Origin of the sequence: Providencia vermicola (assembly GCF_020381325.1) — a bacterium.
Lineage (GTDB): Bacteria > Pseudomonadota > Gammaproteobacteria > Enterobacterales > Enterobacteriaceae > Providencia > Providencia vermicola.
Genome location: NZ_JAGSPI010000006.1, coordinates 235,160 through 250,982 on the forward strand (window position 1 = coordinate 235,160; position 15,823 = coordinate 250,982).

The following is a 15,823-nucleotide window of genomic DNA, read 5'->3' on the forward strand; positions in this document are numbered from 1 at the left end:
AATGATGAAAAAAATGACTCGGATCGGAATTGGTGGACCAGTAGGTTCAGGAAAAACAGCAATTATTGAAGTGATTACTCCGATCCTCATTGAAAGAGGTATTAAACCGCTCATCATCACGAATGACATTGTGACGACCGAAGATGCAAAACAAGTAAAACGCACCTTGAAAGGCATTCTTGATGAAGAGAAAATTTTAGGTGTTGAAACAGGGGCTTGTCCTCACACTGCGGTACGTGAAGATCCAAGTATGAACATTGCTGCAGTTGAAGATATGGAAGAACGCTTCCCTGATAGCGATGTGATTATGATCGAAAGCGGCGGTGATAATCTAACTTTAACCTTTAGCCCTGCGCTTGCTGACTTTTACATCTATGTTATTGATGTGGCTGAAGGTGAAAAAATTCCACGTAAAAATGGCCCAGGTTTAGTTCAAGCCGATATTTTAGTTATCAACAAAATTGACTTAGCGCCTTATGTTGGTGCCAGTCTTGAAGTGATGGAACATGATACCAAAATTGTTCGTGGCGACCGCCCTTATATATTGACTAACTGTAAAACAGGGGAAGGGGTTATTGAGTTAGTTGATATGATCATGGATAAATTCCTCTTTACGCACCAAGTTCCAAGGGGGTAAAGATGACGAATTTCAGGGCAGATATAGCAAATACTCCAACGCGTGTTAAAGCTCATATTTTAGGCAGTAATGCACCTGAACTCGCCGCATATCAAGATGAACCGAAGCAAATGCAAAGTGGTGCTGTTGGTAAAAGTGGTTACTTAAAATTAAGGTTTGCCCAAGGAGAGTATCGTAGTGAGTTAGTAGAAATGGAGCGTCGCGTTCCCTCTTTAGTGCAAAAAGCGCTGTATTGGGATGAATTGATGCCCCAGCTACCCTGCGTCACTATGATCTCTACCTCTGGTAGCTTATTGCAAGGTGATAGGCAAGCTCTTGATATTATAGTTGAAAAAGGTGCTTGTGCTCATGTGACAACGCAATCAGCGACCAAGGTTCATATGATGGAAGCCAACTATGCCACACAGTACCAGAATATTATCGTTGAGGAAGATGGGTATTTAGAGTATTTACCCGATCCTATAATTCCTCACCGCAATTCTCGGTTTATTACTGACACGCGGATTAATATTCATCCAAGTGCGACAATGATTTATTCCGAAATACTCATGTCGGGCAGGAAATATCATCACCCAGATGAACAGTTTGGATTTGATGTTTTCTCATCCCATATTCGAGCTGAATCATCGTTCAATAAAGAATTATTTGTTGAGAAATACATTTTAGAGCCAAAAAAATCACCGTTAAATCTTAAAGCGGTTATGGATAGTTTTGATACTTTTGGCAATGTTATTTTACTGACACCTAAAATTCACCATGAGCGTATTTTAGAACGTCTAGATGCGATATATGACCCGAAAAATGAAATTGCTTTTGGTGCAACTCAATTACCGAATGACTGTGGATTAATATTTAAAGCATTGGGGGTTGATAGTCCAAAAGTGAAGGATGCTGTCAGATATTTTTGGCAAATAGCGAGAGAAGAAATATTAGGTATTTCGCTACAAGAACCTTTTTTATGGCGTTAAATGCGGTTTGTTACATTAAATGTTTATTATTGTATTTAATACAAAGTAGTAATGATTGTCATAAAGTGACTGAAATAACCTGTTAGGTTATCAAAGTAATTTATTAATATATTATCAGTAGAGTAATTTTTATGATTTCTCTACTGATATTCCTATCAAGGAATTTCATGATGGAAAAAATAATAAATCAGAACGCTTGGAATAAGTTAGCCAGCAAAAATATAGCGATACAATTTATTGATATCGTCTTGCGTGGCTGTGCTCAAGTTATGTTTCAAAATAACGCACTCACCGGACTTCTATTTTTTATTGCCATTTTCATCGGGGCGTTTTTAGAAGGCATGCCACAAGTCGCTTTAGGTTGTTTGTTAGGAACCATTGTCGCTACACTTACCGCTTATATTAGTAAATTAGATACTGAATCACTGCGCTCGGGGCTTTATGGCTACAATGGTTGCTTAGTTGGGGTTGCTCTTCCGACTTTCTTAGAGAATACCCCATTTGTTTGGGTAACAATCGTATTAGGGAGTATCGTTTCTGTTATAGCGACTATCTCTTTAATGGATTTTCTAAAAAACTGGAAAGTTGCAGCATTAACAGCCCCTTTTGTTTTAGTATCGTGGATCATTTTACTCGCGAGTTACAATTTTCTAGGTATTGAAGGTGTTGCATTACCGACCCCCGCATTGCCTAAACAGCTTATTGAGCCTATTGGGTTAATTCCTCATAGCGATCTGCTTGCTGATATTTTCCGTGGTGTCTCGGAAGTATTTTTACTCAGTAGCATGATTGTCGGCATTCTTTTTGTCATTGGTCTTGCGGTTAGCTCTATATGGGCAGCGATATTTGCCGTATTTGGTTCTCTTCTTGCTTTTATTGTTGCAACCCTTTTAAAAGGTGACTTTTCGAGTATTCATACTGGTTTATATTCATTTAGCGCTGTATTAACCGCGATTGCTTTAGGTTCTACCTTTAATAAACCGAGTTATCGAGTGGTCATTTATGCCATCGTAGGTGTGATATTTACCGTATTTGTTCAAGGAGCACTCGATATTATTCTTGAACCATTTGGTATCCCGACCTTAACGATGCCATTTGTTCTAGCATCATGGTTATTCCTAGTACCGAATCAAGATATTATGCCTAAGCATCGGCAGTAATATTTGCACTAAAACTTTTTGGTATTCAATTATGAAAAAAAATGCAATATATAAATATATTCAAAATATGAGAATGCTACGCTTAGTGCTCTCATTATTAATACTTGTAGATGGGATATTGATCATTATCCCCATAATCTCAACTTATGATCTTCATTTATACCCTCAGCATCTAGGTTTTGTTGATTGGCTACAATCTTTAGGGTTAGTTAAGTTATTAGATATTCCAAGATTTGCTATTGGAGTTGTACTCATTATCCTTGCTATTCCTACTTATTTAGGTCTGCGGATCGGTTGGTTATTTAGCTGCTTTATGCTGTTTATTATTATGTTAATTAACTTAGTATTAGCAAGGGAAAATGTCCTAACTGGAACTTTTTCACTGATAGTACTGATTATTGCCGTTGCAAATTGGAAAGCATTTAATCGCCATAGCTTATCTGGTGCAGGCTTTGTTGCTTTCATGAGCTTAAGCGTATTATTGGGTTATTCTGTATTTGGAACTTTGTATTTAGGCGAACAATTTCAACCCCATGTCACCGATATTTCATCAGCATTTTACTTTGCTTTGGTATGTATGACGACGGTGGGATTTGGTGACATTATTCCAATTAGCGTTGAGGCAAGACTGTTCACAATTTCGATTGTAATTTTAGGTATTACAATTTTCACAACCTCTATTGTTTATTTTTTAGGGGTATTTGCAAAAAGCACACAGGAAATTGTTAAGAAGAGATTATTCCGTATGAAAAACCACTATATTATTGTTGGCGCAAGCCCCCTAGCTTTAAATACCTACCACGGATTAAGAAAGCGCGACTTAGATGTCATGGTGCTTTGTCATGAAGATCAAAAAAAGAGCTATCCAGATAATGCGCAAGTTATTGTCACAGCGCAAATTAATAAACATACGTTAAATAGCGCTAACTTAGATCAGGCAAAAGCGTTATTTATTTTAGGTGGCTCTGATTCTGAAAACACCATTTCTATGTTGGCTGCGAAAGAAATTGTCGGTGGAAATATTAAAAGCGTTATTGCTGTAAATGATGACAAAAATTACGAAAATATGCAGCTACTACATGCGGATTTACTCATTTCGCTTTCATCTTTAGGAAGTGAAGTTCTGATTAAAATGATCTTTGGTGAAAACATTAATAACCAAGTGATGGAAAATATTATTTTTTCAAACAACATATTAGATTCGTAATATGCTGGAGTCCCAATCGAAAATTGCTGCTGTGGAGTATCTGCAGCTTTATCGTTTATACGAAGAAATAAAAATATAGATAAGAAATAGAGAGTTTATTATGGATCTAACCGTGATTATTTTTATTCTAGTGTATGTCGCAATGGCATTTGGGACTTTTCCAGGGATTAAAATTGACCGTACTGGTGCATCTGTAGCGGGGGCATTGGCCATGATAGGGTTTGGGATTATCTCGCCAAAAGTATCTTGGAATGCAATTGATTACAGTGCAATTGGGTTACTATTTGGCTTAATGGTGGTATCTGCATCATTTACAGTATCAGGTTTTTATCACCAAGCGGCGCAAAAAGTGGCGAGTTTAAATATTAGCCCACCTAAATTAATGGCTGTTTTCATTATTGTTGGGGCACTTCTTGCTTCAGTACTTACGAACGATATTGTTGTGGTGGCAATGACGCCTTTATTGGTTTCCATTACATTATCCCGTGGCCTTAACCCGATTCCATTTTTACTTGGCTTTTGCTTTGCGGCCAATAACGGTGCCGCAGGTTCTTTAATTGGCAGCCCTAAAAATATGGTTGTGGCACAAGGATTGGATTTATCTTTTATTGGTATTCTCAATATTACGGCTATTCCAGTCTTATTTTCAGTTCCCATTGTATGGTGTGTGATCACTTTGCTTTACCGTAACCGTTGGTATTTATCTGACGATAAAAAGTCAACATTGTCCAATGGGGAACCTTCGATTATTGAATTCAATTGGTGGGAAACGATAAAAGCCGCTACGGTTTTATTTGCGATTATTTTCGCTTTTTTATTTAGTAATTTACCCCGTGAGCTTGTTGCATTGTCAGCAGCCTGTTTTTTATTGTTAAACAGAAAAATAGCGTCCAGTGACATGTTAAAGCATGTTGATGGAGACTTAATTCTTTTAATGATGGGGCTATTTATTATTAATACCGCATTTTCCAATACAGGTATCCCCCAGGAAGTATTGCATTATCTATTGGGTAAAGGTATCGACCTAAATAGTCCTATTACATTATTTTTGATTACCATCGTGATGAGTATTTTTGTAGGGACGACACCAACGGTGATTTTATTGATCCAGTTTGTTTACCCTCATGGCAATGTTGATTTGTTAGGTGCCGCGTTAATTTTAGGAGCCTGTTTTGCGGGTAATATATTTATATTTGGTAGTATTGCAGGAATTATTGCTGTTGAGCAATCCTCTGCGCATGGTATTAAAATATCGTTTTTAGAGTTTACAAAATCAGGCGGTATTATTTCCATCATTTGTATTTTTATTGCTGTTGTCTGGTTATCCATCTATTAATTTATAGAGAGTTTCACGATGTTAGAAGTCAAAAACTTATGTATAAAGCAAGATAACCGTAAATTATGGGATTCACTATCATTTTCACTAAATAAAAATGAGCGTTTAGGAATTTCAGCACCGAGTGGTTTTGGTAAAACAACATTAGGTCGTGTATTAGCCCAATGGCAAATGCCTACACAAGGAGATGTGCTATTTAATGGAAAAAAATTGTCTCAAAAAGAATATTGCCCTATTCAGCTCGTTCCTCAGCATCCTGAAAAGTGCTTTAACCCTTATCGGACAGTAGGTGAAAGTGTGAAGGATGCTTGGGAGCCTGATCCATATTACCTTGAACGGTTGTTTATTAAAGTAGACTGGTTAGCTAGAAGACCAAGTGAACTGTCGGGTGGAGAACTTGCTCGAATTGCCTTATTAAGAGCATTAGACCCAAGAACTAAAATTTTAATAGCGGATGAAATCACCGCACAATTAGATGCGCATCTACAGAAAGATATATGGCAGTTTTTAATTCAGCTTTCGGAAGAAAGGCCATTACCGATGATTATTTTTAGTCATAATAAATTCCTACTGGCAAAGGTGTGTACATCGATTTGGAATATGACAATATCAGAGTGAACTATTTTAAATTACTAAAAGATTCACGGGCTATTTAATTGTGTTCATTTAATGACTATTACTTTTTGATATTAAACTAATGTATTTAATTTAAATTCTAGAAACGGTGTTTTTATATCTATGATATCAAATAGAGGATGCTGCAATGGTAGCTATTGATATTTTATTAGTTGGAACTGGCGGAGGAATTGGTTCACTACTGCGTTGGTGGATTGGTAGCCTGGTGGGTGAACGTTATCACGGGAAATTTCCATTATCAACGTTCATCATTAATATTTCTGGCGCATTTGTTATAGGCTTTTTAAGCCGTTATTTTTCTATTGATTGGGATGACCGCTATGGAACATTTCTACAATCAGCCATTTTAACAGGGTTACTGGGGGGGTATACAACATTCAGTAGCATGCAGCTTGATGCCTTGAAGTTGACTCAAACTAAACACAAATTACTCGCACTCTTTTACTTATTAATTTCGGTTTTATTTGGGTTAGCTGCGGCATTTATTGGTGCTTGGTTAGCAAACTAACAGGGGCTAAAAATGAATATTATGATCTTAGTTTTTATTGGTGGTGCAATTGGCGCAATTTCCCGAGAATTACTGATGGTGTCTGTTCCTGCCATGAATGATCACTTTCCCCTTGATATATTTATAGCAAATATTATCGCATCATTATTATTGGGTATTGTCGCTGGACTATTAATGAGGAAGAAAATAGGTCAAGGGATGAATGCATTTTTTGCCACAGGTGTAATGGGTGGATTATCAACATTTTCTAGTTTTGTCTATGGTGCCGTTGAGATAATGAAGTATCCAGGGGCTTTCTTAGTGGCAGTTAGTTACTTGATTTTAAGTGTCGTTATCGGGTTTGTTGCTATCTATATTGGATACTCAGTGGGTAATAAGCAATATAGTTAATTATGATACTGATATTTTGAATGTTTATAATAGAACGAGGGGGTTTGAAATGAAAATAGGTAAATCGATATGGCATGGAATTACTTCAGAGCCTTATAGGTTACAATTGTTTTTTGATTTGATACTTTTGGTATTATCACCTGTGATATTTATCAGCATAATTGGTTTTGACACAAAAACATTAAATGTGGATATTTTTACTATTACATTAATTATTTTAGTTTATATTTATATTACACGTTGGTTTAGCCACTGGTATTGTAATAGAAGTAAAAATAAATAATATGTATATATTTTTTATAAGAGTACGCTTATTTTTTTTATGGTTTTCTTCAATGGTAGTCTAAAAATAGAGGAAGCTTCAATTTTCACTTAAAGAAGGCTTCCTTATTTTTCTTTTTTTAGGATCCTGAAAATATTTAAAACTAAGCTTGCAAGAATTGCAACAGCGCCACCGATAAATGTCTCATATGCTCTTGATATCGGTAGTAAGTAGCTTGGGTTATGTAAAAACGGAGTTTCTTCAAGAAGAAGCAGAACAAAAACAGTAATAGAAAATGTTTTTAGTAGATAATTTAAACGGAAAAGTGTTGGCATGAAAAATATGATTAAAGCTAAAACGGCTAAGTAAATATAAGTTTCCTGTGATTTTGTTATGCTAAACATAGCAATAACAAAAATGGCTGCCAATAGACTTCCTAAAAACCTAAGTAAGGTAACCTTTATTATATGCATTTCTTTTGGATGGAGTAACATAATGAATGTTAGAGGAGCCCAATAAGGTTTATATAAATTTAGATAGTCAGGTATTGAAAGACTTAAAAATAGAAAAAAACTGAACAAGAAAGCACGAATATATACTTTTTCGTCACTATGATATATTTCCTTTGAAAATAATCCATTCTTAAATGCATGACTTTCAAAATTTTTATGTCTTAGTAAGCTAAATGTAAGCAGACTAATAGCAACCCCTGAGATAAATGCCATCGGCAGGTCAAGGCTAATAGAGTCAAGTGTTGTCCCCATACAAGAAAAGATAATCAAAAATGGAAATGTACGATCTAAGTAATCATCTTTTTTGTAAAATAGGTAATAGCAATAGGATAGGATAAATAAGTAAATATGAAAGTAAATTGTTAGCTTTAGTATAAAACCAATACCCCCGCCAACGATAACTAAACATAATAAAAAAAACACATAAAAAATATTACTACTATCAGGCTTTGTATCATAAACGATATTAGAGAATAGTGTTGTTAAAAGACCAAATGTCCCACCTATGAAGCCAAATAAAGAAAAACAAATAGTTGAATTGACTATGGCAGTAATCAAAAAAACGCCGTTATTTCTAAAGCTAATATATTTATTTTCTTGATTAATATTTTTCATATTGGCTGCTCATTTTATCTTTTTAGTTATTTTCATCTTCTATCTTAGTCTAGTTGCATCACAAGTTAAAGAATTGTTTTTATTTTATTGTAAATGTGCTTGTGTGTTTAAGATATAAATTTATTTTTATGGGTATATTGGTAATGGTAAATATCAAGGTAATCAGACTGTATTAAAAACATCATAAAAAGATGAGAAAATAACAAAAATAGATTTTCATAATTATTATATGTATAAGAATATTTTCAGGGAATTAGAATAGTAGCCTCAATTTGACTTTATTTTATATTAAAAAATATCATAGTCTGGTGGTAGTGAAGGTTGTTGCTTTAACTCCAAAAAATGTATTGATCTAGTCATCATTGAATTCACCATAATAGTGAATTCAGCCACTGGCTCAAAAATTGGCCAGTGGTTCATAAGAACAGGTGATTTTAACTGAATGAAACAAAACACTGACTACTCACTTTTTTGATTTTTCAAGTAAATCCACCAGTAGGTAATCCCCACGAGTACGCCACCACCAATGATATTGCCAATAGTGACAGGGATAAGGTTGTCGGTAATAAAATTGTTGATGGTTAGAGCAGGGAAGCTATCTGCGGAACTGTGGATTGCATTCCAAAATGTGTCGGGAGCAAAGTTGCGTATGACAATGGCTAAGGGAATAAGAAACATATTGGCGATGCTGTGCTCAAAGCCACTGGCGACAAACATGCCGATCGGCAGCGTCAAAGCGACAATTTTGTCGGTCAAAGAGTGACCAGAGTAACTTAACCAAACCGCAAGACAGACCATCAAGTTACACAGTGTGCCAAGGCAAACCGCTTCAATGAATGTATGATGCATTTTATGGTCGGCCGTTTGCAAGACATTCAGTCCCCACAGGCCATTGCTGTTCATTAATTGCCCTGAAAACCAGATAAGTGCGACAAAGAAAATTGCGCCGACAAAGTTGCCAAGGTAAACCAATATCCAATTACCAATCAATTGCTTATATGTAATTAAATTGCTGGCTTTTGCCATAACGGTGAGGACTGTTGAGGTGAAAAGATCGGCTCCACATACCACGACTAAAATCAGCCCTAATGAGAAGCAAAGTCCCCCCGCCAATTTAGTGAGTGAATTTGCGGGAACGGCGCCTGTCGTGACTGTGATATAGAACGTAAATGCGATAGAAATAAAAATACCAGCCATAATCGCTAAAAAAAAGCTAATATCCTTTTTTTTGCTGACTTTATAAAGGCCTGCTTGCTCTGCGACTTTAGCCATTTCCGCAGGGAGACGTAAGTCAAAGATATTATTGTCTTTCATGAGATGCTCCTTGGATAGTGCTATGAATAGATGTCATTGCAAAATAAATGCATAACCTATGCCAAGGTTGAACGAGTTTTGTCTTTAGAAAAGAATAATGAATAGCCATTAATTTAGTGGGCTTATCTTTTTATGATACAATTATTGCGCACAACATGGTGTATGTTGTATAAAAAATTGTCTCTTTTAATTCTTATTTTGATCCATTTAAACTGGATAAATCAGCAATGAACATTAGTCAGCTAAAAAGTTTTGTTGAGGTGGTAAGAAGTGATTTTAATATCACGAATGCCGCTGAGAAAATGTATACCTCGCAACCTACAGTGAGTAAGCAGCTTAAACTATTGGAAGATGAGCTGAATGTTTCTTTATTTAATCGAAAAAATAATAACTTACTTTCATTAAGCCCGATTGGAGAACAAGTTCACCAAGTAGCGTGCGATATTTTGGCGCAGTTTGATAAAATTAAAAATATTGTCTCTCACGAAGACACGACGATTAAACAAAATCTGCATATTGCCACGACACATACACAAATCCGCTATAAATTGCCAAAGGTGATTGAGCGCTTTAATGCACGTTACCCCAATATTTCCCTGCATTTTCATCAAGGTGCGCCAGCGCAGTTAGCGGAAATGGTTAACAATGGGGATGTGGATTTTGCTATCGCAACAGAATCGATGCACCTTTATGATGATTTATTAGCCTTGCCTTGCTACCAGTGGTCACGTAGCGTTATCGTTCCTCATGATCACCCACTTGCACAGTGTGAAAAATTAACGATAGAGGAACTTGCTCAGCACCCACTAATTACCTATGTGTTTGGTTTTACAGGTCAATCAAAGCTCGACCAAGTTTTCTATCAAAATAAATTAACACCAAATGTTGTATTAACGGCGGTTGATACAGAAATTATTAAATACTATGTGAAGCGTGGAGCAGGGGTCGGCATTATTTCGACAGTTGCTTTTGACCCTGAAGAAGATAGCGAGACATTACGTTGCATTGATATTAGTAATTTAGTGAAGCCAAGTTATACTCATGTCTGTATTAGTCGACATATGCACCTGAAAGACTATATGTATGACTTTATTTCCAGCTATGCTCCCCACCTTGATTTAAATTATATTCACCAATCTGCGCAATGGGTTCCAACGGATAAAAACGAGCGTGACGAGCTCTATCGCTCCCTACCTGAACTCTAAGAAAAAAGCCGAATAATTTAGATTATTCGGCTTTAGATTGCTGTGTGTATTATTTTAGTTTTAACGGGTCGCGATATTAATAAAAATCTGAGCGCCAATTAACAGGCAGTCATCGTCGACAAAATAGGGGTTGGCGTGCAGATAGTTATTGATGCCTTTTGCTTGATTACCACTGCCTAAAAAGTACATGGCGCCAAGTTTATCTTTTGTGGCATTGACCATAAAGCTGAAGTCTTCACTTCCTGTCATCGGCTTGCCATTTGACTCAATGTTTTCAACGGGTAAGAATGCCGCTGCTGCATCGTAAATCACTTTAGCGGCTTGTGGGTGGTTCACGACCGCAGGGTAACCACTGCACTCAAGTGTCGTTTTGAAACCGCCCGCTTCACTGCGTTCAACAATTTCTTTAAAGCTTGCTTTTAAGATTTTGTCGGTTTCCTCATCCATTGAACGAATGGTTCCACGTGCTTGAACATGATCTGCTAATGCATTTGGAATGGTTCCGCCGTTGATCATACCGCAGCCAAAGACAGCAGGGCTAAAAGGATCGGTTTTTTTCGCAACAATATAATCCATGTAGTCGATAATACGTGTTGCTTCGCGAATGGCATCTAGCCCTTTATGGGGTGTTGAACCATGTGCAGAAACACCGTGTACATCCAGTGTCCAAGCTGAACCATAAGAGGACATTACGCCAGCGTTAAATTTGATACTGCCTGTTTCAAATGCCGCATCATTGTGTAAGCCATAAACCTCATCAACGCCATCCATACAGCCCATTTCAACCATTTTATTGGCGCCGGGAACACGCATGTCTTCTTCCGCCATTTGGAAGATAAAACGAACGTTATGGGTCAGTTCATCGCGGTTTTCACTTAGGTATTTTGCTGCGGTCAGTGCGATAGTCATATGGGTATCGTGACCACAGTTGTGGGCACAACCTTCATGAACAGAACTGTGTTCGTTACAGGTTAAATCAGGCATTTCAAGGCCATCGATATCGGTACGATAAGCAATTAAACGCTTAGCAGGGTCAATAATCAGATCAGCGGTAAAACCGGTATAACCTTCAAATAGACGAATGCTGTAGCCAAAACTTTGCATCAGCTCGCGGCAGTATTGCGATGTTTTGAATTCTTGACCTGAGAGTTCAGGGATTTTATGTAAGTCTTGGCGCGTTTTTTTGCTAAATGTCTCAAGCGAAAAGAGTTTTTCACTAATATTGTACTTATTGGTCATTACATTATTTCCCGTATACAGAAAGCAATTTTCATGCTGTTAAAAGGGGCCCTGGTGTAAGCGTGTTTAATTCTTGGTGTGGCTATGACATAACATCATTGCCATTTATTTTCAAAATAAGCCAAATTTCAGAAAATATCTGTTAGTGGCTATTGTTGATTATTATTGGTTAGCTAGATTTTAACGTTAATATTCAGAAAGTATGCGTGATGGGGATCGTATTTATATCATATCAGTATTTCATGGCTCATGAAGAATTTAGATGGTAAGCAAAAGAAATAAAGTAGAAAAATAAATTTAATTAAAAATGTATTAGATATCAGTATGTTTTGTGGTTTTGTTGTATGTTTTTTTAGATGGTTTTAGTTAGGTTTTTATGATTTAAAAACGTTATTTAAAATAAGTTAATTGATTTGATAAATAAAGAATGCCCAATGAGACTAAATATATTTAAAAATAATCGTTGATAACGATAAATAAAAGAAAGGCGAGGAGGAGTGCATAAGAAATACCCCTAAATATATGGCTTTTAGCAACATATTTAGGGGGGCAAATTAATTTTTAAAGGAGCTGATAAATGCGAGGTATTCTTCTTTGCTCATCAATGGCTTGTAATTATCCATAAGAGCATCAGCACCAGCAGCATCATCAAACAACAGGTCAATAATGGTCATTGCCATCATTTGAGCTGGGCGGATATAGGCCATGTCATCATCAAATACCACGTAATCTTTACCATGTAATCCACCGCGAATTGCACCAATCCATGGGTGGCTCACTGGCATGATGTGGGAAAGGTCGCCAGTATCTGTGCTGCCTGTCATATGTTCAGCAACCCAGACATTGTCTTCACCAATTAAGTCATGAGCATTGTGTTGTAGTAAGTCATTGAGTGTGTCGTTGTTATAAAGTGGCAAATAACCGGGTAAATCTTTTACCTCCACTTCAGCACCAACAGACATTGCCCCAGCAACCAGTGCACGAGTGATCCGCTCGTTAGCATCAACCATCGCAGGGACATTTGAGGCTCTGACATAACTTTCCATCCGCACATCACTTGGTGTGACATTCACTAAGTCACCACCTTGGGTAATAATTGGGTGGAAACGGATATAATCTTTTTCTTGGAAGGTTTCGCGAATCGCATTTACCCCCATAATGCCCATCATGGCCGCATTCAGTGCGTTCACGCCTAAATGGGGTGCCGCTGCAGCATGGGAAGATTTACCTTTGTAGTTAATCAGTTTGCCAATGAACCCATTAGTGGTTGTAGACATCTCGATAAAACCGATATCACGTTCAGGCTTAACACTGGTTAAGTGGATTTGCATTGCCATATCCACATCATCAAACTCACCGAGGGAGATTAACTCGGGCTTGCCACCGATATAATTGATTTTTCCTTGTTCAATCAATTTATTTCGGTAGGCAAGCTCGACATATTCCTCAGCGGGAACTGCGAAGGGAACCACGTCCCCCGCGAGGTATTCCATTGCACCTGACTTAACCAGACCAATTGTCACCGCCATCATATTGGCAATTTGTGCATTGTGCCCACAGCAATGAGCCGCGCCTGTGAGGTCATCGGCATCAGGGTGCTCAGCACAAATGATGGCATCTAACTCGCCAATCACGGCAATACTGTGCTTGCTTCCTTTACCACCTTTTAAGCGTGCTTTAACACCCGTTAAGGCAAGTTGATTGCGGTAGTTGACGCCTAAAGCGGAAAATGCGGCTTCAACTTTTTTTGCTGTTTTGGTTTCTTTATAACCCAGTTCAGGCTCTGCCCAAATATCGTCTGCTAGCTTTTTGATTGTGTCTTTGTTAGACGCAATAGCTTCACATACTTTGGCTTTCAATTGGTCTTTGGTCATTGTCATGGTTAATATTTTCCTCTATTTAGATAACGCCACTCCATGAAAGAGTCACTTGACCAATAAGTGCAGCGAATAAGAATGTTCCCGTGAATACCGCCAGTGAAACTGGAATAATCCGCCAAGAGATGGCTTTAAATTTTTCGATATCTTTACCGAGTGAAAGACCTGCAAATGCCAGTACCGTGGTACTAATAACAGCAAGTGAAATTTTGCCTGTCATTGCGATCATTTCTTTATCGTAAGGGAATAATGGTGAACACAGGCCCGCAGCAATGAGGGATACCCAGAAAATAACGGGCAATTTACCTAATGGTGGGATTTGTGCGATTAAGTACGCCACAAATGACATACCGCCTAAAAGTGCCATCGCGATTAGCGAGTCGCTAAAGACTGCGCCAAAGCTACCCCGGCCATAGATTGAACCGCCCAGTGCATCACCCAATGAGGTGAAGATGATAACTAATACGATGATTATTGCAATTTCTGCCATCTTTTTCATGATTTCGTATCCTTATTCTGTATCTGCTGATGCCATTGCACGTTTTCTTTTCAGTTTGTTGTACAAGAAAGAGGCAAAAGGTAAGGAGAAGAAAATGTAGATGTACAGACCTAAAACGGAAGACATCAAGTTTGCGGATGATGAAAATGCTTGGATATCCGCTGCATGTTGAGGGTAAAGTTCGAGTAGAGGTGCAACAGATGCAGCTAACATTGAACCACTACCAACACCAGCACCCATGGCTAATGCAAGTGGGCTCATAATATCGAGTCCTGCAATAACACTGGCAATAATCCCCATCCAAACTGCACCGTATAATGTACCGCAGATGTACATTGCCATGACGCCACGGCCTTCTGGCGAACTTAAACCGTATTTCGCTTCGATGATAGCGATGTTAGGTTCACGACCAATAGAGTAGGTTGCTCCAACGGCTTCACGTCCCATACCTAACATAATGGCGAGCGGTAAACCGAGCAGGATAGTACCGATAAAGTGGCCAACTTCCTGAAGGATCAGCGCGCCACCTGCCTGAATAATTTTTTCCCAAGATGCACCAACAGAGGTGCTTAATTTTGCAATTAAGATAACTAACGCGACACTCATAATTGAGCTAGCACGTGCCATGTTTTGTTCATTAAGAATTTTGAATTTTGGGAAACTGACAATACCACCCATCAACATGGAATAAAGCATTGGAAAAACCATCACGAGACTGATTTTAATTTGCCCTATTGCTTCCGAAAGAAGAATGATAAGTAAGCTAACCAAAAGCAACTTACTATCTTTTAATATACCCATAGTGTTACCTTTCATTGGAAATGTTTTTAAGAGTAATTCGTATATATTTATAATAAAAAGCATTATTTGCGTATTCATACTATCCACGAAACTATTTTCCTGACAATATTCCGAAAAAGTCTCAGGCATGCCTAAAAGGCATGGTTAAAAATCATAAATTAATATTTATTAATAAATTAAAATAAAGAGAATTATTCTCAATTGGTTTTCTGGCAATATTCTTTTATTTTTCATTGAGATATAAAAAATATGTTAATTTTTTAACATGTTGTTCCATAAGCGTTTTTGATTGCTTGCTGAATTTTAGTAAAAAAACGTTAATTCATAGGAGAATGTGATTTTGCTCTTGTTTTTCTATTCACTATAAAAAAATAACCAATTTAAATTTATTTATATAATGATGAAAATTGAATTTTAAATAGCGTTAATGGTGAGTTTTTTGTTTTTTTGTTTTTATTTTAATCTGTCAGGTGTGTTATTTTAGGAATAATTATCTATCGGTGATTTTGTTTATTATTCTAAAATAAATTTGATAATTTAAAATATACCTACATTGGCAGGGGTTTTTGATCAAGATCTCAAAATTGAACATTTGTTAATTGAAAAGCAAGAATGGGGGAGTAATTTGAAGTTAAGTCTGTGTGATTAGACAAAAAT

Annotated in this window: 16 protein-coding genes; 10 read left to right on the plus strand and 6 right to left on the minus strand. The window is 37.1% G+C overall.

What is annotated here, in order from left to right; genetic code table 11:
* The first annotated feature begins 4 nt into the window (after nucleotides 1-4).
* The 9 genes from ureG (at nucleotide 5) to KDJ85_RS10805 (ending at nucleotide 7,125) form a co-directional block, all read left to right on the plus strand.
* Nucleotides 5-637 (plus strand): urease accessory protein UreG, encoded by a 633-nt coding sequence (gene ureG / locus KDJ85_RS10765; RefSeq protein ID WP_225819749.1) that lies wholly within the window; start codon nucleotides 5-7, stop codon nucleotides 635-637.
* Nucleotides 638-639: 2 nt separating this feature from the next.
* On the plus strand, nucleotides 640-1,605 hold the full coding sequence (locus KDJ85_RS10770; protein ID WP_225819670.1) for an urease accessory protein UreD: 966 nt from the start codon (nucleotides 640-642) through the stop codon (nucleotides 1,603-1,605).
* A gap of 167 nt (nucleotides 1,606-1,772) precedes the next feature.
* Entirely contained in the window at nucleotides 1,773-2,765 is a 993-nt protein-coding gene (yut, locus tag KDJ85_RS10775; RefSeq protein ID WP_225819671.1) for an urea transporter, read from the plus strand.
* 31 nt (nucleotides 2,766-2,796) lie between these two features.
* Nucleotides 2,797-3,972, plus strand: coding sequence for an ion channel (locus tag KDJ85_RS10780; RefSeq protein ID WP_225819672.1), 1,176 nt, complete (start codon nucleotides 2,797-2,799; stop codon nucleotides 3,970-3,972).
* Between the two features lie 100 nt (nucleotides 3,973-4,072).
* Nucleotides 4,073-5,308, plus strand: coding sequence for an ArsB/NhaD family transporter (locus KDJ85_RS10785; protein WP_225819673.1), 1,236 nt, complete (start codon nucleotides 4,073-4,075; stop codon nucleotides 5,306-5,308).
* Nucleotides 5,309-5,326: 18 nt separating this feature from the next.
* Nucleotides 5,327-5,926 carry an ATP-binding cassette domain-containing protein gene (locus tag KDJ85_RS10790; protein ID WP_225819674.1) on the plus strand — a complete coding sequence of 200 codons (600 nt, stop codon included), beginning with the start codon at nucleotides 5,327-5,329 and terminating at the stop codon, nucleotides 5,924-5,926.
* Between the two features lie 145 nt (nucleotides 5,927-6,071).
* Nucleotides 6,072-6,452, plus strand: coding sequence for a fluoride efflux transporter CrcB (gene crcB / locus KDJ85_RS10795; protein ID WP_225819675.1), 381 nt, complete (start codon nucleotides 6,072-6,074; stop codon nucleotides 6,450-6,452).
* Nucleotides 6,453-6,464: 12 nt separating this feature from the next.
* On the plus strand, nucleotides 6,465-6,842 hold the full coding sequence (locus tag KDJ85_RS10800) for a CrcB family protein (RefSeq protein ID WP_225819676.1): 378 nt from the start codon (nucleotides 6,465-6,467) through the stop codon (nucleotides 6,840-6,842).
* A 49-nt stretch (nucleotides 6,843-6,891) separates the two neighbouring features.
* Nucleotides 6,892-7,125: a hypothetical protein gene (locus tag KDJ85_RS10805; protein ID WP_225819677.1), complete on the plus strand. Its 234-nt coding sequence runs from the start codon at nucleotides 6,892-6,894 to the stop codon at nucleotides 7,123-7,125.
* Between the two features lie 104 nt (nucleotides 7,126-7,229).
* On the opposite strand, the gene KDJ85_RS10810 is transcribed toward KDJ85_RS10805, so the two are convergent.
* Together KDJ85_RS10810 and focA are read right to left on the minus strand one after the other, a co-directional pair.
* Nucleotides 7,230-8,231 carry an FUSC family protein gene (locus KDJ85_RS10810; RefSeq protein ID WP_225819678.1) on the minus strand — a complete coding sequence of 334 codons (1,002 nt, stop codon included), beginning with the start codon at nucleotides 8,229-8,231 and terminating at the stop codon, nucleotides 7,230-7,232.
* Nucleotides 8,232-8,690: 459 nt separating this feature from the next.
* Nucleotides 8,691-9,545, minus strand: a complete 855-nt coding sequence (gene focA, locus KDJ85_RS10815) for a formate transporter FocA (RefSeq protein WP_225819679.1) — start codon at nucleotides 9,543-9,545, stop codon at nucleotides 8,691-8,693.
* A 227-nt stretch (nucleotides 9,546-9,772) separates the two neighbouring features.
* Here focA and KDJ85_RS10820 point away from each other — a divergent pair, with 227 nt between their 5' ends.
* Nucleotides 9,773-10,750, plus strand: a complete 978-nt coding sequence (locus KDJ85_RS10820; protein WP_225819680.1) for a LysR substrate-binding domain-containing protein — start codon at nucleotides 9,773-9,775, stop codon at nucleotides 10,748-10,750.
* Nucleotides 10,751-10,810: 60 nt separating this feature from the next.
* Here KDJ85_RS10820 and KDJ85_RS10825 read toward each other — a convergent pair whose 3' ends face one another.
* From KDJ85_RS10825 to KDJ85_RS10840, 4 genes are all read right to left on the minus strand, one after another.
* Nucleotides 10,811-11,989: a M20 metallopeptidase family protein gene (locus KDJ85_RS10825; RefSeq protein ID WP_225819681.1), complete on the minus strand. Its 1,179-nt coding sequence runs from the start codon at nucleotides 11,987-11,989 to the stop codon at nucleotides 10,811-10,813.
* Between the two features lie 554 nt (nucleotides 11,990-12,543).
* Complete coding sequence (locus tag KDJ85_RS10830; RefSeq protein WP_225819682.1) at nucleotides 12,544-13,869, minus strand: amidohydrolase; 1,326 nt, start codon at nucleotides 13,867-13,869, stop codon at nucleotides 12,544-12,546.
* A 19-nt stretch (nucleotides 13,870-13,888) separates the two neighbouring features.
* Nucleotides 13,889-14,365, minus strand: a complete 477-nt coding sequence (locus KDJ85_RS10835; protein WP_219246199.1) for a hypothetical protein — start codon at nucleotides 14,363-14,365, stop codon at nucleotides 13,889-13,891.
* Between the two features lie 12 nt (nucleotides 14,366-14,377).
* Nucleotides 14,378-15,166, minus strand: coding sequence for a DUF3100 domain-containing protein (locus KDJ85_RS10840; protein ID WP_206082819.1), 789 nt, complete (start codon nucleotides 15,164-15,166; stop codon nucleotides 14,378-14,380).
* Between the last annotated feature and the right edge of the window lie 657 nt (nucleotides 15,167-15,823).

Excerpts from the sequence above, each read along its gene's own strand:
- ureG (WP_225819749.1), top strand. The coding sequence starts at position 5 with ATGAAAAAAATGACTCGGATCGGAATTGGTGGACCAGTAGGTTCAGGA.
- KDJ85_RS10770 (WP_225819670.1), top strand. The coding sequence starts at position 640 with ATGACGAATTTCAGGGCAGATATAGCAAATACTCCAACGCGTGTTAAA.
- yut (WP_225819671.1), top strand. The coding sequence starts at position 1,773 with ATGATGGAAAAAATAATAAATCAGAACGCTTGGAATAAGTTAGCCAGC.
- KDJ85_RS10780 (WP_225819672.1), top strand. The coding sequence starts at position 2,797 with ATGAAAAAAAATGCAATATATAAATATATTCAAAATATGAGAATGCTA.
- KDJ85_RS10785 (WP_225819673.1), top strand. The coding sequence starts at position 4,073 with ATGGATCTAACCGTGATTATTTTTATTCTAGTGTATGTCGCAATGGCA.
- KDJ85_RS10790 (WP_225819674.1), top strand. The coding sequence starts at position 5,327 with ATGTTAGAAGTCAAAAACTTATGTATAAAGCAAGATAACCGTAAATTA.
- crcB (WP_225819675.1), top strand. The coding sequence starts at position 6,072 with ATGGTAGCTATTGATATTTTATTAGTTGGAACTGGCGGAGGAATTGGT.
- KDJ85_RS10800 (WP_225819676.1), top strand. The coding sequence starts at position 6,465 with ATGAATATTATGATCTTAGTTTTTATTGGTGGTGCAATTGGCGCAATT.
- KDJ85_RS10805 (WP_225819677.1), top strand. The coding sequence starts at position 6,892 with ATGAAAATAGGTAAATCGATATGGCATGGAATTACTTCAGAGCCTTAT.
- KDJ85_RS10810 (WP_225819678.1), bottom strand. The coding sequence starts at position 8,231 with ATGAAAAATATTAATCAAGAAAATAAATATATTAGCTTTAGAAATAAC.
- focA (WP_225819679.1), bottom strand. The coding sequence starts at position 9,545 with ATGAAAGACAATAATATCTTTGACTTACGTCTCCCTGCGGAAATGGCT.
- KDJ85_RS10820 (WP_225819680.1), top strand. The coding sequence starts at position 9,773 with ATGAACATTAGTCAGCTAAAAAGTTTTGTTGAGGTGGTAAGAAGTGAT.
- KDJ85_RS10825 (WP_225819681.1), bottom strand. The coding sequence starts at position 11,989 with ATGACCAATAAGTACAATATTAGTGAAAAACTCTTTTCGCTTGAGACA.
- KDJ85_RS10830 (WP_225819682.1), bottom strand. The coding sequence starts at position 13,869 with ATGACAATGACCAAAGACCAATTGAAAGCCAAAGTATGTGAAGCTATT.
- KDJ85_RS10835 (WP_219246199.1), bottom strand. The coding sequence starts at position 14,365 with ATGAAAAAGATGGCAGAAATTGCAATAATCATCGTATTAGTTATCATC.
- KDJ85_RS10840 (WP_206082819.1), bottom strand. The coding sequence starts at position 15,166 with ATGGGTATATTAAAAGATAGTAAGTTGCTTTTGGTTAGCTTACTTATC.